We start from the raw sequence: 24,173 nt of genomic DNA on the forward strand, positions 1-24,173 counted from the left end.
AAAAGGCCTTGTCAATTCATCCCGAAACAGCTCCATTGGATGAAAATGGGAGAGAGTTCATGGCCGATGCAAAACGTTCCAACCAGCCTTCAATGGATAATTACTGGATGCCCTTTACGGCAAACCGGCAGTTTAATGCCGCGCCGCGCATGTTCGCGGAAGCCAAGGGGATGTATTACACCACCACCGATGGACGTCGGGTGCTCGATGGCACAGCGGGGCTGTGGTGTGTGAATGCAGGGCATGGGCGGCAAGCCATTGCCAGTGCTGTAGAGCGGCAGTTGACCACGATGGACTATGCGCCATCGTTCCAGATGGGACACCCGGTTGCATTTGAGTTTGCGGAACGGTTGGCCGCGATCGCACCGGCGGGGCTTGATCGCATCTTCTTTACCAACTCCGGATCTGAATCGGTTGATACGGCGCTGAAGATGGCATTGGCCTATCATCGCGCGCGGGGTGAGGGAACCCGGACACGGTTGATTGGTCGTGAGCGCGGCTATCATGGCGTGGGCTTTGGCGGCATTTCGGTGGGCGGTATTGTCAATAATCGGCGTACATTCCCCACCCATCTGCCTGGCGTGGACCATATTCGCGACACGCATGATTTAGAGCGCAATGCTTTTTCACCCTGTGAGCCAGCTCATGGGGTGGAACGGGCGGATGACCTGGAACGCGTGGTGGCGTTACATGGGGCAGAATCGATTGCTGCGGTTATTGTGGAGCCCGTCGCCGGGTCGACTGGGGTGCTGATCCCGCCCAAAGGCTACTTGCAGCGCTTGCGCGAGATTTGTGACAAGCACGGTATTTTGCTGATTTTTGATGAGGTGATCACAGGCTTTGGCCGGTTGGGCACCCCGTTTGCGGCCGATTATTTTGGCGTGACTCCGGACATCATCACCACGGCCAAGGGATTGACCAATGGCGTTATTCCCATGGGGGCGGTTTTCGCCAGCCGTCAGGTGCATGATGCGCTGATGGATGGCCCTGAAAACATGATTGAGCTGTTTCATGGCTATACCTATTCCGGTCATCCTGCAGCGGCTGCGGCGGGAATTGCCACCTTGGATATTTATCATGATGAAGGCCTTTTGACCCGTGGCGCCGAAATGGCTGCGGCCTGGCGAGACGCCATTCATGGGCTGAAAGATTTGCCGCATATTGTGGATATTCGCACCATCGGACTGGTGGCTGGGATCGAATTGGCATCGCGGGAAGACGGCCCGGGCAAACGCGCCTATGAGGTGTTTGTAGATTGCTTTGAGCGAGGCCTGCTTATCCGGGTGACCGGCGACATTATCGCTCTATCGCCACCCTTGATCCTGGAGCAAAGCCATTTGGACGAGTTGGTTTCGGTTCTCTCGAGCGCGCTTCAGCGTGTGGCTTAGTGCAAACTGACACGCCCCTGATTTCACCAGATCGTTGTGTGTTTTGATAACCTTGGCACCCCCAAAGTAAGGTTGGGAGAAGGGGGCGCCAAGGCGGTATTGAAGCTATCCCAAGGTTGGCATGGAGAATTGTGCATCCTGCCGCACGCCGGTGGGCCAACGGCTCGTGGTGGTTTTCATGCGGGTATAGAAGCGTACGCCTTCCATGCCATGCATGTGATGGTCGCCGAACAGCGAGGCTTTCCAGCCGCCAAAGCTATAAAAGGCCATCGGCACGGGGATTGGCACATTGATGCCCACCATGCCCACTTCAATATCTTCGTTAAAGGTGCGGGCCACATCGCCATCGCGAGTGAAGATGGAGACGCCATTGGCATATTGGTGGCCATGGATCAGCTCTACAGCCTCTTGATAGGAGTTGCGGCGGATCATGGTGAGGACCGGGCCAAAAATTTCCTCTTTTGCGATGGTCATGTCTGGCTCGGCATGGTCGAACAATGAGCCGCCGATAAAGAAGCCATCTTCATGCCCTTGTGGCTTTTTGACATTGCGGCCATCTACCACCAGTTTGGCGCCTTCTTCTACGCCCTGATCTATATAGGAGGTGACTTTGGCCAAATGCTCACCGGTGACCAGAGGCCCCATTTCCATGCCCTGCTCGAGCGAAGGGCCGATTTTCAGGGCTTCAATCTTGGGCACCAGTTTTTCCACCAAAGCATCGGCCACCGCGTCAGTGACCGGCACCGCAACAGAAATCGCCATGCAACGTTCACCTGCCGAGCCATAAGCCGCACCCATCAGCGCGTTGGCGGCCATGTCCAGGTCAGCATCGGGCATGATCACCATATGGTTTTTCGCGCCACCCAGCGCCTGCACGCGTTTGCCATTGGCGGTGCCTTTTTGATGGATATATTGCGCGATCGGCGTGGAACCGACAAAGCTGATGGCTTTCACATCCTCATGCTCCAACAAAGCGTCCACGGCCACCTTGTCGCCATTTACAACGTTAAACACGCCATCGGGCAAGCCGGCTTCTTTCAGCCATTCGGCGATCAACATCGGGGCGGAGGGGTCGCGTTCGCTGGGCTTAAGGATAAAGCAATTGCCAGTGGCTAGCGCCACAGGGAACATCCACATGGGCACCATGGCCGGGAAGTTAAAGGGGGTAATGCCCGCCACAACGCCCAATGACTGGCGCACCATATGACTATCCACGCCCGTGCCCACATTTTCAGAGAATTCGCCCTTAAGCAGATGCGGCATGCCGGTGGCGAATTCGACCACTTCCAGCCCGCGGGTCACTTCTCCCTGCGCGTCATCAAAGGTTTTACCATGTTCTTGTGACACGGCGCGGGCCAATTCATCCAACCGGTCCCAAAGGATGGTTTTGAACTTGTCCAAAATCCGCACCCGGCGGAGCGCCGGGGTTTTGGACCAGGCGGGCCACGCCTGATTTGCCGCGGCAACGGCTTGGTCAACTTCCTTTGTGCTGGCCAAGGCCACCTTGGCGCTCACCTCACCAGTGGAGGGGTTGAACACGTCTTTGGTCTGGCCCGATGTGCCAGCCACTTGTTGATTGGAAATGAAATGTCCGATTTCGGTCATCCTGCAAACTCCTTTTTGAATTTGCATTGACTTTAAGACTTCAAAAAATGAAACTAAATGCGCATCAATGAAGAACTGAATTGCAAAAAGTGAAATAAGATATGAATTGGGATGACGCGCGTTTGTTTCTTGCTGTGGGGCGGCACGGTCAGTTTTTGGCGGCTTCGCGCACCGTTGGCGTCAATCAAGCCACCTTGAGCCGCCGCGTCTCTGCGCTTGAGGCCGATGTGGGCAGCAAATTGCTGGTGCGCCGCACCAATGGCTGTGAGCTGACGGCGGCCGGCCGCAAGCTGATTACGGCGCTTGAGCAGGCCGAAAGCAACATTATGGACGGGCTTGAAGGGGTCTCGCACCAGGATTCGGATGTGAGCGGCACGGTGCGCATCGGCGCGCCCGACGGATTCGGTATCGGCTTTTTGGCGGCACGACTTGGCAAGCTGGACGCACAATATCCCAATTTGAAAATTGAGTTGGTGCCGGTGCCGCGCAGCTTCTCCCTGTCGCAACGCGAAGCGGATATTGCGGTGATGGTGGGGCGGCCGGAAAAAGGACGGTTGGTGGCGCGCAAGCTGGTGGACTACAGCTTGGGGCTTTATGCAGCAACATCTTATCTCGACCAAGCCGGTCGTCCACAATCGCGGCAGGATTTGGCGGATCATCGGCTGATCGGCTTTGTTGAAGATCTGATCTATGCGCCGTCGCTCGACTATACCCACGAATTTTTCCGCGCCTGGCGGTCCAATGTGGCAGTGTCGAGCGCCACCGGGCAGGTCGAGGCGGCTAAGGGCGGCGCCGGTATCGCCATTCTGCACGACTATTTGGTGCAACCTGACAGCGGCCTGGATCCAGTTCTACCTGAACTTAAAATCAATCGCTCCTATTGGTTGGCTATTCATGAAAGCCAGCGCAATCTCGCGCGCATCACCGCAGTGAATGACTTCTTGGTCGATACGGTGAAGCAGGAGCGTCACCTTTTCGCATGGGATGGGGCATAGAGCTAGATTTGACGACTCGTCCATCAGATCCCATCGGCAAGACCGCTCCACTTTAAGGCAGCCCATCCAATATGGCTTCACCTTCGCGATTAAATGGTGTGGTTTTGGAAAAATCCAAAAATCAGCAATGACAATGAAATAATTGGTGCACCCGACACGATTCGAACGTGTGACCTCTGCCTTCGGAGGGCAGCGCTCTATCCAGCTGAGCTACGGGTGCTTGAGTGCACATGGTGCAATCACTCGGGGTAAGCCCAAGCGATGTGGCGGGAACTTAAACCAAGCGCGCATGCTTCACAATGGGGAAGTTGCAAAAATATTTGATTTTTTCGCGCCATGATTTTGAACCGCCGCAAGGGGCTCCGTGGCCGATTGCCAAAGGTGTGACGAGGTGAGGGTCTTTCGAGAGATTGCGAAAAACTCCGCAGTGTTGGGGCGACAGTTCCAAACGAGTTCATTGCGCCTCAGGGCCAATTCGGGTCGTCGCGCGATGAAATTGTTGCCAATATCAAAGGCGCATAGACCCGCCCGCCCAATCGGACTAGATTAGGCGTTCAGTCAAATGATTCATATGCCGCCGAACGACCAATCAAGGAAATAATCATGCATTTGCTGCTTGTTGATGGCTCCACCTATATTTTTCGCGCCTATCACGCGCTGCCGCCGCTGGCGCGCAAGTCTGATGGCTTGCCCGTGGGCGCTGTCTCCGGCTTTTGCAATATGCTTTATAAGCTCACCCTGGATTTTGAAGGTGAAGAAAACCCCACCCATATGGCGGTGATTTTCGACCATTCCGGCAAGAGTTTCCGCAATGATTTTTACCCCGACTATAAGGCGCACCGACCGCCGGCACCTGAAGATCTGGTGCCGCAATTTCCGTTGACGCGCGAGGCCACTCGCGCCTTCGGCATTGCCTCGGTGGAGCAGGAGGGTTTTGAAGCCGATGATCTGATTGCCACCTATGCCCGCCAGGCGGAAGCCAAGGGTATGCGCGTCACCATTGTCTCCAGCGATAAAGATTTGATGCAGCTGGTGTCGGACAATATTTCCATGCTCGACACCATGAAAAACAAATGGATCAGCTATGACGAGGTGCAAGAAAAATTTGGCTGTGGGCCGGACAAGGTGGTGGATATCCAATCGCTCGCGGGCGACAGTGTAGACAATGTGCCCGGCGTGCCCGGCATTGGCGTGAAGACTGCCGCGCAACTGATTGCCGAATATGGCGATCTCGATACGCTTTTGGAACGCGCCTCAGAGATCAAACAGAACAAACGCCGCGAAAAATTGATCGAATTTGCCGATCAGGCGCGCATTTCGCGTGATCTGGTGCGGCTGAAAGAAGATGTGCCGGTGGAGGTGCCGCTGGATGATTTGTCGCGTCAACCCATCGTGGCGGGCGATGTGATCCCGTTTCTCAAGGCGATGGAGTTCACCACCATCACCAAGCGCGTCGCCGCTGCCCTTGAGGCGGATGCGGAAGAGATTGACGCCGACGAACGTTTGGCCGCCGATGTCAGCGAGGAGGTGGCAGCCGCGCCACAGGCGACTGGCGGTCATACACCGCAAAGCCGGTTTGACCAAGTGCTTGCCGAAGTGCAGGCCATTCCGGTGGACCATAGCAAATATGAAATTGTGCGCACCCCGGACGCGTTGCAAAAATGGGTGGATGCCATTTGGGACAAGGGCCATGTGGCGATCGACACCGAGACCACCGGCCTCGACAATCAGCAGGCGGAACTGGTGGGCATTTGTCTCGCCACCGAAATGGGCGAAGCCTGCTATATCCCCTTGCAGCACACCACTGGCGAAGATGATTTGCTGGGTGGCGGCATGGCGCCGGATCAATTGCCGCTCAAGGATGTGCTGGAGGCGCTGAAGCCGGTTCTGGAAGCGCGCTCGATCCTGAAAATCGGGCAGAACATGAAATATGATATGGGCATGTTGATGCGCTATGGCATTGAAATGGCGCCCATTGATGACACCATGTTAATGTCTTACGTCACCGATGGCGCGCGCAATAATGGCATGGACGCGCTGGCGGAAAAATGGCTTAACCACACCCCGATCAAATTCACCGATTTGGCGGGCACCGGCAAAAAGCAAAAGACGTTTGATCAGTTGGAAATTGAATCCGCCGCGCAATATGCCGCTGAAGATGCAGACGTCACCTTGCGCCTGTGGCATGTGCTGAAACAGCGGGTGGTGGCCGAAAAAGGCACCACGCTCTACGAAACCATCGAGCGTCCCCTCGTGCCGGTTTTGGCGCGTATGGAAGCGCGCGGCATTCATGTGGATCGGCAGGTGCTAAGCAAATTGTCCGGCGAGTTTGCCCAACGCGCAGCGGCGCTGGAAGCCGAAGCGCATGAGCTGGCAGACGAGAAATTCAATGTCGGCTCGCCTAAGCAATTGGGCGACATCTTATTTGGCAAAATGGAACTGCCGGGTGGCAAAAAAACCAAAACCGGCGCCTGGCAAACCGGGGCCAGCGTGTTGGAAGATTTGGCGGCGGAAGGCAATGCGTTGGCGCAAAAAGTGTTGGAGTGGCGCGGCCTCTCCAAACTGAAATCCACCTATACTGACGCGCTGCCTGAATATATCAATCAACGCACGGGCCGGGTGCACACCTCTTATGCCCAGGCCGCTGTCGCCACCGGTCGCCTTTCGTCTTCTGAACCGAACCTGCAAAATATTCCGGTGCGCTCAGAGGACGGCCGAAAAATCCGTTGTGCCTTTGTGGCCGAAAAAGGCAAAAAACTGATCTCCGCTGATTATAGCCAGATTGAGTTGCGGGTGCTGGCGCACATTGCCGATATTGATGCGTTGAAAAATGCCTTTGCCGAAGGGCTCGACATTCACGCCATGACCGCTTCTGAAATGTTCAATGTGCCGATTGAGGGCATGGATCCGATGGTGCGCCGTCAGGCCAAAGCGATCAATTTCGGCATCATTTATGGCATTTCGGCCTTTGGCCTGGCCAATCAGTTGGGCATCTCCCGCTCGGAAGCGTCGGACTATATCAAGAAATATTTTGAGCGCTTTCCCGGCATTCAGGACTATATGAACGAGATGAAAAAGTTTGCGCACGACAAGGGATATGTAGAGACCCTTTTTGGCCGCAAAGCCTTTTTCCCCGAGATCAACACCAAAAACCAGGGCCACCGCGCCTTCTATGAGCGCGCCGCGATCAACGCGCCGATCCAGGGCACTGCTGCTGACATTATCCGCCGTGCCATGATCAAAATGGAATCTGTGTTGCAGGAAAGCTCTGTGCCCGCCGACATGCTGTTGCAGGTGCACGATGAATTGATCTTTGAAGTGCCTGAAGACAGGGCAGATGATGCCATCCCGCTGATCCAACGCGTGATGAGCGAGGCTGCGTTGCCCGCCGTGCACTTGAGCGTGCCGCTGGATGTGGATGCCCGCGCCGCGGACAATTGGAATGATGCGCATTGATGAAAATTACATTGACCTATCGCGGCGTTGTGCCCTCGGCCCATTCTGGGGGAGGCAAGAACAAGAGCGCACATATTTCAAATATGCGTCTGGCGTTTCATGAGCAGCTCAAAAGGCTTTGGGGGCAGCCGCCATTTGAGGTGCTCAAGGAATGGGAGCAATCCGACTTCAAGGCGGGGGCACCCGAATTTATCAGGGCTGTGGGAGAGACTAACTATATACCCTATTTTGATGTACAAAAGGTCGGCATCGCGGTGGGTTTAAATATAACTTTGCTTTCTGGTGAGCCACACAATGCCCCACAGCTGATATCGAAGGGCGATCTCGATAATCGAGTTAAATCGATTATTGACGCCTTGCACCCGCCGCAAAAGGACAACTTGAGCGAGAACGAGAAAGAACTGAATCGTATTCATTGTTTGATGGGCGACGACGAAGCGGTGAAAGAATTGACGGCGTCAACTCGCCCATTTCTTGCGTCTGAGAGCCACGAAGATGCCTTCGTGTTGGTAGAGGTGCGTCCTATTCCGATGAGGGTTTCTGCTGACAACATAGAAATGGCACTTTGGCGTTAGTCATTGGCGCAAATCGTGAGAAGCTAATTACCGCCCTGACAGTTGATCCTCATAATAAATCATTTGAACACCCTTTAAACCAAGCGACTCGTAAAATCGGTTGCCCTCATCATTGTCGAGCTCAGTCGCGACCCAATAGGACCCAATGCCGTGCGAGCGCCCCCAGTCAAGCGCTGCCGCAAAAAGCGCGGTGGCGATGCCTTTGCGCTTTTGGGTGGGAGCCACGCCCAAATTGTCGATATAAAGAATCGGTGGCTCATCCGGATTGTAATGCAGCATTGCTCTGATCTGCCCCACCACCAGATGATCGCGTTCAGCGACAGCCATGAAATGCCCGGACTGATCGCAAAACTCGGCCAACAGGGCCGGCTGAATCGGGTGATCAAAAACATCAGGCGCCACGACGTCCAATAGGTTCATATTGGCTCTGGTGATGATGTGAATATCTGCGCTCATGCTCCGCTCCCTGTTGCCCTAAATCGTGGCGTATCCTTGAAACCGGATCAATGCCTCCCATATCTGGCCCACTTCACACACCGCTCGATGGGAAAAAACAATGCGCCAGATGAATTCAAAGCTCAACCCCGCAATGCTGGTGGGCCTTTGCGCCGCCACATTCGCCTTGCCAAACGCCGCCACCGCCAAAACCGATCAGGTCGGGACAATTTATCATTATGAGCGCAGCAATCAGGATGGCAGCATGCCGGAGCAGGTGTCGGTTTTCTATGCCGCGCCAGACCGGGTGGAGGTCTATAAGGCACAGGAAAAATGCAACAATGCGGCCTTTGTGCATGCGGATATTGACCCGAGCACGGGCGTTGCCAACACGATCACAGGTGCACGACTTTTGCCGGATGCGCAGCATCTCGATTTCGCTTTTCTCACCTATGACAAAGCAAACGCTATACTGTCCATGCGCGTTGAGTTGCCCAACATGCCTGTGATTGAAAAATCAACGCAGGTCGCGCACGACCCCTGGCACTTATTCGATTTTGATTTTGCAACGCTAACCATCGCGCACTAGCTTGCCGAAAATCCGAAAGCCGATTTCACCTTTGGCTTGCCGCTCCTGTTGGCGGACCCGACCTTGGAAGAACCGCTGACCTATCTCGGCACGGTGAAGGCCACCTATGATGACCAATATACAGCACCAACGCACCGGTTTGGCCTGCGCTTTATTGAGCAGGATGAGAAGATTGGGCACCTTGTTTTCAACCCGCTGACGGGTCATTTGGAACAAGCAGAACTGAGCATCCCCAATCATTTGGGATATGCCGATTTCCAGCTGGACCTGCTTTCGACCCAAAAGGCTGGTGAGAAAGGCTGGACCGCCTTCCTCACCAACCATTTTGAAGGGTGCTAGTTCGCCATCATTTCATGTCGCCGCGCTTTTAGTTTTGGCTGCAAGGCCAAATAAAGCGCGGAGATGGCGAAACAATAGATCGCGTTGCCCCAGCTTTGCTGTGCCAGATTGATGTCGGCATCAATCAACATGCCGGAAATGCCGGGGCCTGCGGCTGACGCAAACACCATCCCCGCAATCGCCAATGCACGGATGCCGCCAATATGGGCGGTGCCGTAAATCTCGGCCCACAGCGCCCCCGCGACTGATGGGGCCATGCCACCGGAAAAGGCAACAAAGATGAAAAACAGCGGGATCGCCCATTGGGCGTCAAAGCTGGCCATCACCAGGCTGGCTATGCCCATGGGCACCAGAAAAAAGGGCAATATGCGAAAGGCACCAAAACGGTCCACCAGAAAGCCTGTCACCAGCGCCATGCCCACATTGGTGACCGACATGAGCGGCAGCCAGGCCGTGTAGGTGAGCACCGACCATCCTTTGATGTCCACCAGATGCGCTTGATGGAAAAAATAGATGGTGGCCAATGCCGGCAAAGTCATCGCCCCAAAAACAAGCACATAAAACAGCGGGTCCTTAAGCACATTGGCGCGCGTCCAATGTTCGCCGGTTAATTTGCCGTCATCCGCCCCGTCCGGGTTCACCTCCCCCCGTGCCTTTGCACGTTTGCCATCAGGCGGGTCGCGCAGCAAAAAGCTGATGATGGGAATAAACAACACAATCAACACCCCGGCAGCAACAATCCAAACATTGCGCCAGCCAATGGCCAAAATGCCGACAGTGACCGAAAAGGGCAGGGTGGCTTCCCCCAGCGTATAGCCCATTTGCGAGAAGGCGAGGGCGCGGCCGCGAAAGCGGTTAAACCATCGGGCCATCGCTGTTTGTGCCACATGGGGCAACATGCCCTGGCCAAAGAAGCGCAATCCGAAAAGCGCCAACACCAAAAAAACGATATTGCCCACCTGCGACATGACCAATGTCATCACTGCAAGGCCCACCATGCAGATAATGCCCAAAAGGCGCGGGCCAATCCGGTCAGCCAGATTACCCAAGATGGAGATCAAAACCGCACTGGCGAGGGTCGCCAGCATATAGAGCTGACCAAACTGACCATCGGTCAAATTGAAAAAGCTGCGGATTTCAGTGTTGAACTGAGCGATGAAGATCGTCTGTCCGCCCATGGAGGCGAAGGTCATGATGAAGCCGGCACCGATCCATTGCACTTGTCGTCGATTAAGCTCCGAGAGCGGCGGGCTAGGCGAAATAAGGGACATTTGAATTACTTTCTGACTTTTTCTGCAAACAAATCTGAACCCGCAACAGATCAGGTCGCCATGTCTGAAGAAAAATAATGTGGTTGGACCAAAACAGTTGATCTGATTTATGAATAAATTGCAAATTTTTACGGTTAACCATTACTTAACAAAACCCTCGATTTCCGCTACAAGAATGAATAACGTTCAACAACGCTTTCGGGCGCACGGGGAAACGGGGTTGCTAAGGGTGGCAAAATTTATTTTGCAATATGGGTTGGCTGTGGCGTTTTTGCTCCTTGCCGCATGGCCTGCTGCCTCACAGCAGGCGGCCAACTCACTCACCCCCGAATTGCTGGCGCAATATGCCAAGACCGAGTTTAAACCAACCGACGAAAAGCGCGCCCTGGTGGCGAAAGAAAAGACCTGCCTCACACAGGCGATTTACCATGAAGCGCGCGGTGAACCCGAAGATGGCCAATGGGCCGTGGCGCAGGTGATTCTCAACCGGGTGCAGCATCCTAAATATCCAGATACAGTGTGCGGCGTCGTTTTCCAAAACGCCCATCGCTTGCATTCCTGCCAGTTCTCTTTCGCTTGTGACGGCAAGTCGGATAATGGCGGCAAGGGCAATCGCATTGTGCGCGAAAGCTGGGTAAAAGCAGGATTGATTGCCAGCACCGCCTTTAAGCGTTTCCAGCAGCGTGACCATCTGGACGCCTTGCCCGCAACGGCCCTGTTCTACCACGCCGCGCGCGTATCGCCGAGCTGGGCCACCGCCTATCAACCGGTGAAAAAGATCGGCGCCCATATTTTTTATACGCCCCTATAGGGCTTCCTATGCACCAAGATTTGGCGCTTTGTTGGCGGGTTGAAGAGGCTTGCAAGCTCGCTTGGCCGCCTTTGCATGCACAGCTTATTGACGGCTACGTGCTGCATATGAGCGAGGCAAACCAGTCCCGCCGTGCCAACTCGATCAATCCGCTCAACGGTCCCCGGGGCTGCAGCGATCATTTCATTGATATGGTTGAAGCCATGTTTGACCATTTTGGCAAGCGCTATTGCGCGCGCTTGCCGGAGATAGCAAACGAGCTTGATATCAAGCTGGCCAGCCGTGGCTATCAGCGCGAGGCTGAAACCCTCACCCTTTTTGCAGACCAGCTTCCACCCGCGGCTGCCGGTTGTGATATCTATGTTGCGCCGGGCCATGCGCCAAAGAGTTGGTTGGATTTCTATTTCAGCATGTCCAAAGACGATCAAGGGCAACAGGAGGCCTTTTGCCGCATCTTAAACCAGATCGCCCTGCCCAAAGCCTTTGGGGAAACACGCATTGAAGGTCGCGTGGCGGCCATTGCCTATGCCGTCGCGGTGGATGATCTGGTGGTCCTTGAGGCGGTTGTGACTGATCCGCGCCTGCGGCGTCGCGGGCTAGCGCAAAAAACCATTGGCGGGCTGATGGCCTGGGCCGCGGATGAGGGGTGCACCCAGGCGGCCCTGCAAGTGGTGGCAGAGAATGAAGCGGCCACCAATCTTTATGCCAAGCTCGGCTTTTCGACCGAACTTTATCGCTATCATTACCGTGTGAAAGATCAGAACGCCAAAGCGTCCTGATCTTAATCTCAAACCTAAAGCCGTTCTATGGCGAAGGTTCTCATGGCATTGACCAAAAAATCGGTAAAGCCCTCGGCCAAACGTTCATAGCGCGCCTGAAAATCCGGCGTGTGCTGATACATATCCGCAAGCCCGGCATAAGCTTGCGCGTCCGGCATCCGGTCCCACCATTGGCCAACCCATTGATGGTGGTGGGCCATAAGGTCAAGCACCTCACCATCCGCAGGGTCTTTGCCCGCCTGCATCATCAGAATCAGATCGCCTTCAATCTTTTCCAGCTGTGCCATGCGCTCTTTCACAAGACCATCCTCGCCGCCCGCATGCGCTTGCGTCTCTGCACTAAATTTGCGGTTTGCCGCCACAATTTTGTCCCGCATCTCAACGCCATGCTTAGCGACCAACTCATCCTGATAGGCCCTTTGCTTTTCCGGTGAAAAACCTTTGTATAAATCTTGATTGTTCATCTTGATGTCTCCGTTCAATTCAGCGATTGAGCGGTCAATCACTGCCAGTAGTTCTTGTTGCCGACTGACATTTTGCGCCAATTTCTCCCGGTGCCGCTTCATGTGCTGCAGCCGGTCAAAATCGGTGCCCGCCATCACAATCTGAATATCCTTGAGCGGCATATCCATTTCGCGAAAAAACATGATCTGCTGCAAACGCAGCAACTCATCACGCGTGTAATAGCGATAGCCATTGTCGCCAACATAGGCAGGGGAGAGCAGTCCGATCTGATCATAATGGTGCAAGGCCCGCACAGTGATGCCCGCCATCTCGGCCACTTGTTTGATCAAATAGGTTTTCATTCTCGTCCTGCCTTTCCGCTGACACCTCAACTAGGGGGTGACGCTGCGTGAGGGTCAAGCGTAACCCATAAAAAAAGTGGCCCCCGAAGGAGCCACATAAAAGGAGGATGAAATGAAGTGAGGTTTAGGCAGCAGCGAGCTTGGGCCCGGCTTCCGCCAATTCAAGGGCGCTGGCGCCGAACTTCTTGAAGTTTTCTTCAAACAGCTTCACCAACTTGGCTGCCTGTGCGTCATAGGCTTGGGCGTCGGCCCAGGTGGCGCGTGGGGTCAGCAAATTCGCATCCACACCATCCACCGCGACGGGCACTTCAAAACCAAAGATCGGATCAATCCGCATCTCCGCATTCACCAACTCGCCGGAAAGCGCAGCAGAAAGCAGGGTGCGGGTGTCCTTGATGGAAATCCGGCTGCCAGTGCCATAGGCGCCACCGGTCCAACCGGTGTTGAGCAACCAGCATTCAGCCAGGCTGTCACGAATCTGCTTTTTCAGCATCTTGCCGTAAACGCTGGGGTGCAGCGACATAAACGGGGCACCAAAGCAAGCCGAGAAGGTGGCCTGTGGTTCGGTGACACCACGCTCGGTGCCTGCCACTTTAGCGGTGTAGCCGGACAGGAAGTGATAAATCGCTTGCTCCGGTGTCAACCGCGCGATGGGCGGCAACACGCCGAACGCATCGGCGGTGAGCAACATCACAGTCTTCGGCACAGGACCAATACCGGTACGCGAGACATTGTCGAGCGCGGTCAGCGGATAGGCCGCGCGGGTGTTTTCGGTCAAAGAGCCATCATTGAAATCAGGCTTCAATGTTTCTTCGTCCAAAATCACATTTTCCAGCACTGTGCCAAAACGCTCGGTCGCTGCGAAAATTTCAGGCTCAGCCTGGCGCGACAGATTGATGGTTTTGGCATAGCAGCCGCCTTCCAAATTGAACACGCCATCCGCGGTCCAGCCATGTTCATCATCGCCGATCAATACCCGGTTTGGGTCGGTCGACAGCGTGGTTTTACCGGTGCCAGACAGGCCGAAGAACAAAGCCGTATCACCCGCCTCGCCAATATTGGCAGAGCAGTGCATGGGCAAAACACCATTTTGTGGCGCATGGAAGTTGAACAGAGAGAACACGGATTTCTTGATCTCACCAGCATAGAAAGTGCCGCCAATCACCACCATATTGCGGCTGAAATCGAGCGCAATCACGGTTTCTGAGCGCGTGCCATGGCGCGCTGGATCAGCCTTGAAAGAAGGCATATGCACAATAGTGACGTTGGCTTCAAAATCGGTCAAGGCGTTCAGCGCCGGACGGATCAACAAGTTGCGGATGAACAAGGCGTGCCACGCATTTTCTGTGAACACCTCTACATTCATCTGATGGTTCACATCGGCGCCGGCATAAAGCTGCTGCACGAACAAATCTTTGCCTTCAGCACTCTCGAGCATATCGGAGAGCAGCAGATCAAATTTTTCCGGCGTCATGGCTTTGGCATTGTCCCACCACACCGTGTCATGGGTCAACGCGTCATCAACAATGAATTTGTCGTTGGCAGAGCGGCCAGTGTGCTGTCCGGTCGTGGCGACCACAGCACCATCTGCGCTTAACTCGACTTCGTCGCGTAAAAGGGCTTTTTCCACCAATTTGGGCGCCTTGTCGTTAAACGAGAGATTGGCCGCCAGAGAGGTGATTTTTGAGTTGACGTCGGCCCGCGTGATCGTGCTCATCGCTCTATTCCATGTGATTGTTGAAAATTCGCTGGACTAAAAATCCCTGTTCCGTGTCCAGTTCCTGTCGGCCAAACTACAGTTTGCAACGCCGCCTTGCATTTAGCGATAGGTCTTACTACCTTCGTATTAGACGGAGATTTTCGAAGAAAAATTATATTTTACAATGACTTGTGTTTGGATTTGCCAGTTAACCACAATGTGCATTGCTGCTATGCGGCGCAAATTGTCGTCCTAAAGATTGCATTGGACACAATTTGTGCGCATTTTGTGGGCTAAGAGGCGAATAGAATTATACAATTCCGCTTGGCCGGTTGATTATGCGACCCTGGGGCCAGCACCGGCTGTCAAGCCGAACGAAAGGGATGATGAATGCCAAAGATCGCACTGGTTGATGACGACCAAAATATTCTGGCGTCGGTATCCATGACATTGGAAGCTGAAGGCTATCGCGTCAATACCTACACCGATGGTGCATCCGGTCTTGAAGGCCTGACCACAGACGTGCCTGACCTTGCGATTTTGGATATCAAAATGCCGCGCATGGATGGCATGGAATTGCTGCGTCGCTTGCGGCAAAAATCAGATTTGCCGGTGATTTTTCTCACCTCAAAGGACGATGAGATTGATGAATTGTTTGGCTTGAAGATGGGCGCGGATGATTTTATCACCAAGCCCTTTTCCCAGCGTTTGCTGGTGGAGCGGGTTAAAGCCATTTTACGCCGGGCACAGGCCCGCAATGAAGCCCAATCCGGCAGCGGAAACAGCGAGCAATCTCAAGCTCGCTCGGTGATCGAACGGGGTCGGTTGGCGATGGATCAGGAACGGCACACCTGCACTTGGGACGGTAAAAATGTCACCCTGACAGTGACCGAATTTTTGATCCTGTTTGCTCTGGCGCAGCGGCCTGGTGTCGTGAAAAGCCGTGACAGCCTGATGGATGCCGCCTATGATGATCAGGTCTATGTTGATGATCGCACGATTGATAGCCATATCAAGCGACTGCGCAAGAAATTCCGGGTCGTCGACAAGGAATTTGACATGATCGAAACCCTATATGGGGTGGGGTATCGCTTTAAGGAGCAATAGGCTTTTTGACGCTGGAAAAATCCGCAGAGCAAGAGCGTGAGCGCGACGAGGTTGTGGAGACACAGCAAAGTGCGTCGCAGGTTGAGGCAAAACAAAATGCTGATCCGTCACCCGAGGTGGCGGCCAATAAACCTAACCCGGTTCTCTTGACCTATCGTGCGGCCCGTCGCTGGTTGTCTTTTACCATTTTTTCATCGCTCACCCGCCGCATCGTGATTCTCAATGTGGTGGCGCTGGCCGCCTTGGTGGGCGCGATCATCAACCAGACACAATGGCGCTCGGGCCTGATCAATGCGCAAGTCGACAGCTTGCGGGTGCAGGGAGAAATCATTGCTGGTGCCATTGCGGCCTCGGCCACTGTCGATAGTGATGTGATTACCCTTGATCCAGACAAGTTTTTGCAATTGCAAGGCGATGCGCCCCTGTCCTCGCTGAGCTTTTTCGACCCCAGCTTGGAATTTCCGATTAACCCCGAGCGGGTGGCGCCATTGTTGCGCAATCTGATCACCCCCACCGGCACCCGCGCCCGTATTTATGACCGCAATGGACTTGAGATTCTTGACAGTGAGGATCTCTATATTCAAGGCGAGGTGCTGGGCACCACACCGCCGGCGGCACAAAGCAAAAGCTTTTTCTTGGTCGAGTGGGTCAATAGATTTTTCCGCATGCTCGCCGCACGAGAATTTCCGCGCTATCAGGAATATGGCACCACCGAGGGCACCAAATATCCGGAGGTCGCCTCGGCTATGTCGGGCGCCGCCGCCTCAATTGTGCGGGTTGACCAAAATGACCGGTTGGTGGTTTCCGTGGCCGTGCCGGTGAAACGTTTGCGCGCCAATGTAGGTGTGCTGCTTTTATCAACGCAGCCGGGCACCATCGACACCATTGTTGAAAAAGAACGCTGGAACGTGGTGCGTATCTTTATGATCGCGGCGACTATCACCACGCTGGTATCGCTCTTGCTGGCCAGCACTATCGCCGGTCCCATGCGGCGCCTTTCCGCCGCCGCCCAACGGGTGCGCCGGTCGATTAAGGATCGGGAGGAAATTCCCGATTTCACCCAGCGGCCCGACGAGATTGGGCTGTTGTCCGGCTCTTTGCGCGATATGACCAACGCGCTTTACAATCGGATCGAGGCGATCGAAAGCTTTGCTGCTGACGTGGCGCACGAATTGAAAAATCCGCTCACCTCTCTGCGCAGTGCCGTGGAAACATTGCCTTTGGCCAAAAAGGATGAAGACCGCACGCGGCTCGCCAACATCATTCAGCATGATGTGCGCCGTCTCGATCGGTTGATCTCGGATATCTCCAACGCTTCGCGGCTGGACGCCGAACTGGCACGCGAAACAGCAGACCGGGTGAACTTGCTCAGCCTCACACAAACCATTCTTTCCATTCAGGAAGACAATGCGGCCAAGCGAGATGTAGCGATCAAGCTGGAGAACAATCTGGCCGGCGAGACCTGTGAAGTGGTCGGCCATGACTCGCGTCTGGCGCAAGTGGTGACCAATCTGGTGGATAATGCAGTGTCATTTTCACCAAAGGGTGCGACAGTCACGGTACAGCTCAATATGGATGATCATTGGGTCATTTTGAAAGTGCGCGATGAAGGGCGTGGCATTGAAGGCAACACCGAAAAAGTGTTCCAGCGGTTTTATACGGATCGCCCGGAAGGCGAATCTTTCGGGGATCATTCTGGATTGGGGTTGTCGATCTCGAAGCAGATTGTCGAGGCTCATTTAGGGGAAATTAACGCCCGCAACCGCAACGATAGGTCAGGCGCAGAATTTATCGTGAAATTACCGCGCGCCGAATAGGAGGGGATTATGGCGAACCAAACTGAGAATATATTTGCGACCGGCATCGTTTATGATGGCATCGGCATCTTAATCCGGGGGGAAAGTGGAGCGGGCAAATCCCTGCTGTCATTTGATTTGATGGATCGCGCGGAATCGCGTGGCAAAGAGAGCGGGTTGATTTCAGACGACCGTGTTTTAATTGAAGCCGAAGATGGCACGTTGATCGCCAGCCCCCCCGAGCAGATCAAGGGGCAGATTGAACTGCGTGGCTTTGGCATTGTCGAACGGCCGGTCGTTGAGCGTCACTCAATAAAATTAGTGGTAGACATTTCCAATGAAATGGATCGTATGCCGGAGAATGAAGAATTTGAGACTGAGCTTTTGGGCGTGAAACTTGATCGGGTGCCGGTGCCGTCTCGAAGCCTTATCGATTCGGTCCACCAGCGGCTTTTGGTTCTTGAGGCATTGCGCAAGATCAAATCTGCAGTGAGTTAATGGCCAAAAACCGGTTGGTGTGGCAACGAATTATCGATAGACTTTCCAACAAAGCAAATTGTACGTTTCGGCGTGAGCAGGGGGCAAAAATATGATCGGAATGGTGCTTGTGACCCATGGGGCATTGGCAGAGGAGTTTAAATCCGCATTGGAACATGTGGTAGGGCCGCAAGAGCAATGCGCCGCCGTTTGTATTGGCCCAGATGATGATATGGAAGTACGGCGTCAGGACATTCTCACCGCAGTGCACGATGTGGATAGCGGTCAGGGCGTGGTGATCCTCACCGATATGTTCGGTGGTACCCCCTCTAATTTGGCCATCTCAGTAATGGAAAACCGGGAAGTTGAAGTTATTGCAGGCGTAAACCTGCCCATGTTGGTGAAGCTGGCGCGGGTGCGGCCCGAGCTGGATATGAAAACTGCCGTCCATGAGGCGCAGGAAGCGGGGCGCAAATATATCAATGTGGCCAATGATGTGCTGGGTGGTGTTTAATAGAGAGCGCTATGCCCAATTCGTCCCATCCGGAAAAATCATTCGGTCAGCTCTTGCGCATCTGCAATCGGCGCGGGCTACATGCGCGGGCATCAGCACGGTTTGCCCGCACCTCGGAATGTTTTGATGCGGACATCACGGTCACGCGGGATGGTCAGACCGTGGGCGGCACCTCGATTATGGGGTTGATGTTGTTAGCGGCCGGGCCGGGATCCACCATTTTGGTGAAAACCAAAGGAAGGCAGGCGCGCGAGGCGCTGGACGCATTGATCCAGCTTGTGGAAAATGGCTTTGATGAAGACACCGAAGCCAATGATGTGGACGCATCCTGACCCACATCGGATTTGAATTCTTTGGTTGTCATGCCAATATAGAGGACAACCAAGGGGTATATGACACATGCGCGGCCTGATCTTTATTATGTTTTTCGCTTTGGGCGGATTTGTCGGGGCCCAATTCCCTGGATTCACCAGCCAGTATGAACAGCGATTGGATGGCGCGATTGAAGAATTGCGCACCATCATTGAACGATTTGACCGCGATGCCGCCGAGCAGGACCTCACCCGGGCCGAAGCGCTGGACAAATATGCCGGAACAAATGACGAGTTTTTGATCCGTCAGGGCACCTCCATGCAGCAGATTTTCGCGCGGTATGAAAAGCTGACAAACCACCAGGCGGCGTTGCAGAACGCCAATATCGCGGAGCAGGCGATCGGGTTCGTCCAATATTTTGACCCCGAACTGGCGCAGGCCACTTGGGCCCAATATGATCCCAATGTGCCCCTCAATGCGGAAGGTGGATTGTTTGCGGCACTGGGCGGGGTCATTGCCTGGCTGACCGCTGCAGGCAGTTGGGCGATTGCGCGGCTACCTCTGCGCTATCGCCGTCGCATCCGGATCAGCGGGGAGTAGATCATATAAATAAATCTTTATATCCTTATTGAATGGTCAACCTTTGACCGCTATAAACGGGCAAATTGATTTTAAGGAGACCCGTGAATGAGCGCGTTGACCCAAGAATATGCTGTGAAAGATCTCAGCCTGGCCGATTATGGCCGCAAAGAAATTGAAATGGCCGAGGTAGAAATGCCCGGCCTGATGGCCATTCGTGAGGAATTTGCCGCCTCGCAACCCTTGAAAGGCGCGCGGATCGCCGGGTCATTGCACATGACCATCCAGACCGCGGTGCTGATCGAAACGTTGGTTGCCCTGGGCGCTGAAGTGCGCTGGGCCTCGTGCAATATTTACTCCACTCAGGACCATGCCGCCGCCGCCATCGCTGCTGCCGGTATCCCCGTTTTCGCGCATAAGGGCGAAACCTTGGAGGAATATTGGGATTTTGCCGATCGCTTGTTCGAATTTGATAACGGCGAAATGGCCAACATGATCTTGGACGATGGCGGCGACGCCACCATGCTTGTGCTCAATGGTGCAAAGGCCGAAACAGATCCAAGCGTACTGGACAATCCTTCTAATGAAGAAGAAGAAGTCTTTGTCGCGACCATCAAAAAGCGTTTGGCCAAAGACCCGACCTTCTATTCCCGCGTGCGCGACAGCATCAAAGGCGTGTCGGAAGAAACCACTACCGGTGTGATCCGCTTGTACCAGCTGCAGGAAAAAGGCGAATTGCCTTTCCCTGCGATCAATGTGAATGACAGCGTCACCAAATCCAAGTTCGACAATAAATATGGCTGCCGTGAGAGCCTGGTGGACGCCATCCGCCGCGGCACCGACGTCATGATGGCGGGCAAAGTCGCGATTGTTTGCGGTTATGGTGACGTGGGCAAAGGTTCTGCTGCCTCCCTGCGGGGTGCTGGCGCCCGCGTGATGGTGACCGAAGTCGATCCAATCTGTGCGCTGCAAGCTGCCATGGATGGCTACGAAGTGGTGACGTTGGAAGACGATATCGAGCGTGCCGACATTGTGGTGACGGCCACAGGCAACAAGGATATCCTCACCCTTGATCATATGCGTCGCCTGAAAGACATGGCGATTGTGGCCAATATCGGTCACTTCGACAATGAGATCCAGGTGTCAGCCCTGCGCAACCAGAAGTGGACCAATGTAAAGCCACAAGTGGATATGATTGAATTTCCACAGGGCAACCGCATGATTTTGTTGTCCCAAGGGCGCCTTGTTAATCTGGGCAATGCCACCGGTCACCCCAGCTTCGTGATGAGTGCCTCTTTCGCCAACCAGACATTGGCGCAGATCGAATTGTTCGCCCATGGCGAAAAATACGAAAACAAAGTCTATGTGTTGCCCAAACATCTGGATGAGAAAGTGGCTGCCCTGCATTTGGACAAACTGGGCGCCAAGCTCACCAAATTGTCCAAAGAACAGGCTGATTATATCGGCGTGGATCAAAATGGCCCGTTCAAATCAGAGCAATATCGCTATTGAGATTCATTCGCACGGATTTATCCAAAGGGGCGTGTAAAACGCCCCTTTTTTTTGGCTAAAACGCATTTTGACTCTTGTTGGCAGATTCGCCGAGACGGTATGGTGAAGTGATTCGTTGAGCGGGCGACGATTTGATTAATATTTAAGGGGCAAAAGATGAGGCCGGTCAAATTCCGGATTGATAGAGGAGTCGCTAAACTCAGTTGTGCAACTCTGGCTATGTTGGTCGCAAACCCGGCTTTGGCTCAAACAGATATCTCCACCGAAGATCTTGTCGCCACCACGCCCTTAGCAATAGCGCTTGGGGCGCTTTTATGTGGTGGGGTCGCCACCTATATTGCCCTGCGTCAATATCGCAAAGCCCAACTGATCCAGCAGGAGTCTCGGCGGCAACTGGCTGAAATGAGCGCCGCGCTGGACGAAAAAGGCGCCATTTTGCATGGCATGCGGGAAGTCACGCTGATTTGGCGCGGCGACAAGCGGAAGGCCGATTCCATCGGCCCCATCCAAGCCACAATCCCGACCTGCCAATCCATCGATGATATCCTAGACTTTAAGGCGTGGCTGGACGCCAAGGCAGCGATTGAGGTTTCGTTCAAGCTCGACGAGTTACAGGCACAGGGACGCGAATTTGAATACCGCGCGCCGGGGCTGGGCGACCGTGATTATCGCATCTCTGGCCGCGTTGTGGCCGGCAAGCCTTTGATCCGCATTTCCCCGCGCGAAGCGGAGGTGGACGAGCCCTATGTGCTGGCAGAAACCCGAAACAATGTGCCCACCATCGAAACCTATGCCGCGCTGATTGACAAATTCAACCATCCTGCATGGGTGCGCAATTTTCAAGGGCAACTGGTTAAGGTCAACGAAGCCTACATGAAGATGGCCCTGGGTGGCGCTGGACTGGAGCCGGGCCAGCCGATACCCGAATTGTTTGACGAAGAGACTTTGGCGCGCCATCGCCGGTTGGATCCGCTGGAAGGGGCGCCGCTCTCTGTGACGGAAGAGCATAAAGAATTTGGCGTTCTTGACGTGACCATGTTCAAGCTGGCGGACGGCACTGCTGGCTATGCGGTGCAGGGGTTGGCCTCTAACGAAGAGAAAAACGACCCCAAAGCCAGTTTCCTCACCGCGGCGATTAATGAATTGCGCACCCCTGTTGCCGTTTTTGACGGTGCCGGCCAACTCACCCATTTCAACAAGGCTTTTGCTGAATTTTGGGAAATGGATGTGGCGTGGCTGGAAACCCAACCGAGTGAAAAAGCCATTCTCGATCGATTGCGCACCCAAGGGAAACTGCCCATGGAGCCAGACTATAAAAAGTGGCGCGCACAACATCTGGAAGCCTATGGGTTGAAAAAGACCCGCGAAACCATGTGGCACTTGCCGAGTGGGCAGGTTTTGAATGTTATCGCCTCTCCGGCCCCCCATGAGCGGGGTGTGATTTATATTTATCACAATGTGACCGAGCAACTGGCGCTCGAGAGCCGTTATAATGCTTTGATCCATGTGCAGGATGAAACACTGAACGCCCTGTCTGAAGCGGTCGCCGTGTTTGGCACCGATGGACGATTGAAACTGCACAATGCCCAGCTTTCGCGGATCTGGAAACTGCCAATGAATAAGCTGGACAAGCAGACCCATCTGGCGGACATTGCCGCGATTAGCGCCGAGACGTTGCCCGAAGATGGCGAGCGGATCTGGGGTGATTTGCGCGAAGATATTCTGGATCTGGATGCGGAACGGCACGACAAGAAGGGGCGCATCGTGCGTTCTGATGGTCGTTTGATTGACTATGCCATTGTACGGCTGCCGGACAGCCAGACCCTGGTGACCTTCGTGGATGTCACCGAGGGCGCATCATTTGAGAAGGTGCTGAAAGAACGCAATGAAGCGCTGGAAACGGCCGACAAACTCAAAGATGCATTCGTGCAAAACATCTCTTACGAATTCCGGTCGCCGCTGACCAATATTATCGGTTTCGCCGACCTTTTGGCCAGCGAGGCCGCAGGCCCACTGACCGACAAGCAGAAAGACTACACCAACTTTATTCGCGCCTCCTCAAGCTCGTTGGGACTGCTGATCGACAATATTCTTGATCTCACAACCATCGATGCAGGCATTGCCGAGTTGCAAACTGAAGTGCTGGACGTGCCATCACTGGTGGAGAAGGCGCGTAAGGGCGTGTTGGCGGCGCTGCAAACCGGCAGCGATGAAGTGCCCATCAATCTCGAGATTTTAATTGACGACAATCTGCCCACCTTTGTGGCGGATGGCACCCGCATTGTGCAGGTGCTTTACAATCTTTTGTCCAACGCGGTACGCTATTCAGATCCGGGCGCGCAGGTGCGCTTGGATGTATTTGAACGTGGCGGACGCATTTTGTTTGTTGTCGAAGACGAGGGTGCAGGCATCCCAGATGATATTATTGCCTCTGTTTTTGATCGTTTTGAAGGCAAAGCCGTTGAAGGACGTCAGCGGGGTGCAGGCCTTGGGTTGAGCATTGTCAAAACCTTTGTCCACATGCATGGTGGCACTGTCTCCATTGAGCGGTTGCAACCGCGCGGCACCCGCGTAACTGTTAATCTGCCCGCCGAACAATTGGCCAAAGGCGCAGCTGAATAATGCTTGAAAAAGAACAGATCTCGGTCATTCTGGTGAGCGAACGCGCCACCATGGAGTTTGCACAAATCCTTTTTGACGTGCTTGAGCCGGGCAATGTGGTGGCCCTAACCGGCGATCTTGGTGCGGGCAAGAGCTTTTTGGCGCGGGCCTTGTTGCGGGTGGCTGCGGATAACCCGGATCTCGAGGTGCCCAGCCCCACCTTTTCGCTGGTGCAGAACTATGATTTGCACGGACAAACTTATCTGCATGCCGACCTCTACCGACTGAGCGATGCCAGCGAGGCGGATGAACTGGGCCTGTTTGACGATCCGGATGCAATTTTGCTGGTCGAGTGGCCCGAACGCCTGCCGGAATTGGCGGCGCGTACCACCTACACAATTTCCTTACATTTGATTTCTGAAATGTTGGAAGGGCGGACCCTGCATGTGGGCGGTGCGCCTCATCGTTTGGAAAAGCTTGCCCCCATGCTCGAATCCGGCTCAGATAGCGGCATCAAACTGATTTAA

Annotated in this window: 22 protein-coding genes and 1 tRNA gene; 17 read left to right on the forward strand and 6 right to left on the reverse strand. The window is 54.3% G+C overall.

Annotated features, from left to right (window positions below):
* The first annotated feature begins 59 nt into the window (after window positions 1-59).
* Window positions 60-1,388, forward strand: a complete 1,329-nt coding sequence (gene aptA / locus L1I42_RS01590; protein ID WP_236112750.1) for an omega-aminotransferase AptA — start codon at window positions 60-62, stop codon at window positions 1,386-1,388.
* Window positions 1,389-1,493: 105 nt separating this feature from the next.
* Here the strand turns inward: aptA and L1I42_RS01595 are convergent, their stop codons facing one another.
* Entirely contained in the window at window positions 1,494-2,993 is a 1,500-nt protein-coding gene (locus tag L1I42_RS01595; protein ID WP_236112751.1) for a CoA-acylating methylmalonate-semialdehyde dehydrogenase, read from the reverse strand.
* Window positions 2,994-3,094: 101 nt separating this feature from the next.
* Between L1I42_RS01595 and L1I42_RS01600 the strand changes: the two genes are divergently transcribed.
* Window positions 3,095-3,988 carry a LysR family transcriptional regulator gene (locus L1I42_RS01600; RefSeq protein ID WP_236112752.1) on the forward strand — a complete coding sequence of 298 codons (894 nt, stop codon included), beginning with the start codon at window positions 3,095-3,097 and terminating at the stop codon, window positions 3,986-3,988.
* A 143-nt stretch (window positions 3,989-4,131) separates the two neighbouring features.
* Here L1I42_RS01600 and L1I42_RS01605 read toward each other — a convergent pair.
* Window positions 4,132-4,208, reverse strand: a tRNA-Arg gene (locus L1I42_RS01605).
* Between the two features lie 383 nt (window positions 4,209-4,591).
* Between L1I42_RS01605 and polA the strand changes: the two genes are divergently transcribed.
* Entirely contained in the window at window positions 4,592-7,444 is a 2,853-nt protein-coding gene (polA, locus tag L1I42_RS01610; RefSeq protein ID WP_236112753.1) for a DNA polymerase I, read from the forward strand.
* The gene (locus tag L1I42_RS01615) at window positions 7,444-8,019 is read left to right on the forward strand and encodes a hypothetical protein (RefSeq protein WP_236112754.1); all 576 of its coding nucleotides are present in this window, start codon (window positions 7,444-7,446) and stop codon (window positions 8,017-8,019) included. The genes polA and L1I42_RS01615 overlap by 1 nt, the downstream gene beginning before the upstream one ends.
* A 27-nt stretch (window positions 8,020-8,046) precedes the next feature.
* On the opposite strand, the gene L1I42_RS01620 is transcribed toward L1I42_RS01615, so the two are convergent.
* A complete protein-coding gene (locus L1I42_RS01620; RefSeq protein ID WP_236112755.1) occupies window positions 8,047-8,475 on the reverse strand; it encodes a GNAT family N-acetyltransferase in 429 nt (142 codons plus the stop codon).
* 100 nt (window positions 8,476-8,575) lie between these two features.
* On the opposite strand from L1I42_RS01620, the gene L1I42_RS01625 reads away from it, so the two are divergent.
* Both L1I42_RS01625 and L1I42_RS01630 read left to right on the forward strand, forming a co-directional pair.
* Window positions 8,576-9,043, forward strand: a complete 468-nt coding sequence (locus L1I42_RS01625) for a hypothetical protein (RefSeq protein ID WP_236112756.1) — start codon at window positions 8,576-8,578, stop codon at window positions 9,041-9,043.
* A gap of 63 nt (window positions 9,044-9,106) precedes the next feature.
* Window positions 9,107-9,382 (forward strand): hypothetical protein, encoded by a 276-nt coding sequence (locus tag L1I42_RS01630; protein WP_236112757.1) that lies wholly within the window; start codon window positions 9,107-9,109, stop codon window positions 9,380-9,382.
* On the opposite strand, the gene L1I42_RS01635 is transcribed toward L1I42_RS01630, so the two are convergent.
* Window positions 9,379-10,653 (reverse strand): MFS transporter, encoded by a 1,275-nt coding sequence (locus L1I42_RS01635; protein ID WP_236112758.1) that lies wholly within the window; start codon window positions 10,651-10,653, stop codon window positions 9,379-9,381. The genes L1I42_RS01630 and L1I42_RS01635 overlap by 4 nt on opposite strands.
* 229 nt (window positions 10,654-10,882) lie before the next feature.
* Between L1I42_RS01635 and L1I42_RS01640 the strand changes: the two genes are divergently transcribed.
* A complete protein-coding gene (locus L1I42_RS01640) occupies window positions 10,883-11,464 on the forward strand; it encodes a cell wall hydrolase (protein WP_236112759.1) in 582 nt (193 codons plus the stop codon).
* 8 nt (window positions 11,465-11,472) lie between these two features.
* A complete protein-coding gene (locus tag L1I42_RS01645; RefSeq protein ID WP_236112760.1) occupies window positions 11,473-12,243 on the forward strand; it encodes a GNAT family N-acetyltransferase in 771 nt (256 codons plus the stop codon).
* Between the two features lie 14 nt (window positions 12,244-12,257).
* On the opposite strand, the gene L1I42_RS01650 is transcribed toward L1I42_RS01645, so the two are convergent.
* Together L1I42_RS01650 and L1I42_RS01655 are read right to left on the reverse strand one after the other, a co-directional pair.
* A complete protein-coding gene (locus L1I42_RS01650; protein WP_236112761.1) occupies window positions 12,258-13,049 on the reverse strand; it encodes a MerR family transcriptional regulator in 792 nt (263 codons plus the stop codon).
* Between the two features lie 124 nt (window positions 13,050-13,173).
* Window positions 13,174-14,757 (reverse strand): phosphoenolpyruvate carboxykinase, encoded by a 1,584-nt coding sequence (locus L1I42_RS01655; protein WP_439651483.1) that lies wholly within the window; start codon window positions 14,755-14,757, stop codon window positions 13,174-13,176.
* A gap of 381 nt (window positions 14,758-15,138) precedes the next feature.
* Between L1I42_RS01655 and L1I42_RS01660 the strand changes: the two genes are divergently transcribed.
* The 9 genes from L1I42_RS01660 to tsaE all read left to right on the forward strand — a co-directional run bounded on the left by L1I42_RS01660 (window position 15,139) and on the right by tsaE (window position 24,173).
* A complete protein-coding gene (locus tag L1I42_RS01660) occupies window positions 15,139-15,855 on the forward strand; it encodes a response regulator transcription factor (protein ID WP_236112763.1) in 717 nt (238 codons plus the stop codon).
* Between the two features lie 5 nt (window positions 15,856-15,860).
* A complete protein-coding gene (locus tag L1I42_RS01665; protein WP_236112764.1) occupies window positions 15,861-17,672 on the forward strand; it encodes a sensor histidine kinase in 1,812 nt (603 codons plus the stop codon).
* A 9-nt stretch (window positions 17,673-17,681) separates the two neighbouring features.
* Window positions 17,682-18,149 carry an HPr kinase/phosphorylase gene (locus L1I42_RS01670; RefSeq protein ID WP_236112765.1) on the forward strand — a complete coding sequence of 156 codons (468 nt, stop codon included), beginning with the start codon at window positions 17,682-17,684 and terminating at the stop codon, window positions 18,147-18,149.
* 91 nt (window positions 18,150-18,240) lie between these two features.
* A complete protein-coding gene (locus L1I42_RS01675) occupies window positions 18,241-18,642 on the forward strand; it encodes a PTS sugar transporter subunit IIA (RefSeq protein WP_236112766.1) in 402 nt (133 codons plus the stop codon).
* An 11-nt stretch (window positions 18,643-18,653) separates the two neighbouring features.
* Window positions 18,654-18,974, forward strand: coding sequence for an HPr family phosphocarrier protein (locus L1I42_RS01680; protein ID WP_236112767.1), 321 nt, complete (start codon window positions 18,654-18,656; stop codon window positions 18,972-18,974).
* A 67-nt stretch (window positions 18,975-19,041) separates the two neighbouring features.
* Window positions 19,042-19,554: a DUF2937 family protein gene (locus L1I42_RS01685; RefSeq protein ID WP_236112768.1), complete on the forward strand. Its 513-nt coding sequence runs from the start codon at window positions 19,042-19,044 to the stop codon at window positions 19,552-19,554.
* Window positions 19,555-19,641: 87 nt separating this feature from the next.
* On the forward strand, window positions 19,642-21,045 hold the full coding sequence (gene ahcY / locus L1I42_RS01690; RefSeq protein WP_236112769.1) for an adenosylhomocysteinase: 1,404 nt from the start codon (window positions 19,642-19,644) through the stop codon (window positions 21,043-21,045).
* Window positions 21,046-21,264: 219 nt separating this feature from the next.
* Window positions 21,265-23,667, forward strand: coding sequence for a sensor histidine kinase (locus L1I42_RS01695; protein WP_236112770.1), 2,403 nt, complete (start codon window positions 21,265-21,267; stop codon window positions 23,665-23,667).
* On the forward strand, window positions 23,667-24,173 hold the full coding sequence (gene tsaE, locus L1I42_RS01700) for a tRNA (adenosine(37)-N6)-threonylcarbamoyltransferase complex ATPase subunit type 1 TsaE (RefSeq protein WP_236112771.1): 507 nt from the start codon (window positions 23,667-23,669) through the stop codon (window positions 24,171-24,173). The genes L1I42_RS01695 and tsaE overlap by 1 nt, the downstream gene beginning before the upstream one ends.

The sequence above is a fragment of the Maritalea mediterranea genome (assembly GCF_021568695.1).
GTDB lineage: Bacteria > Pseudomonadota > Alphaproteobacteria > Rhizobiales > Devosiaceae > Maritalea > Maritalea mediterranea.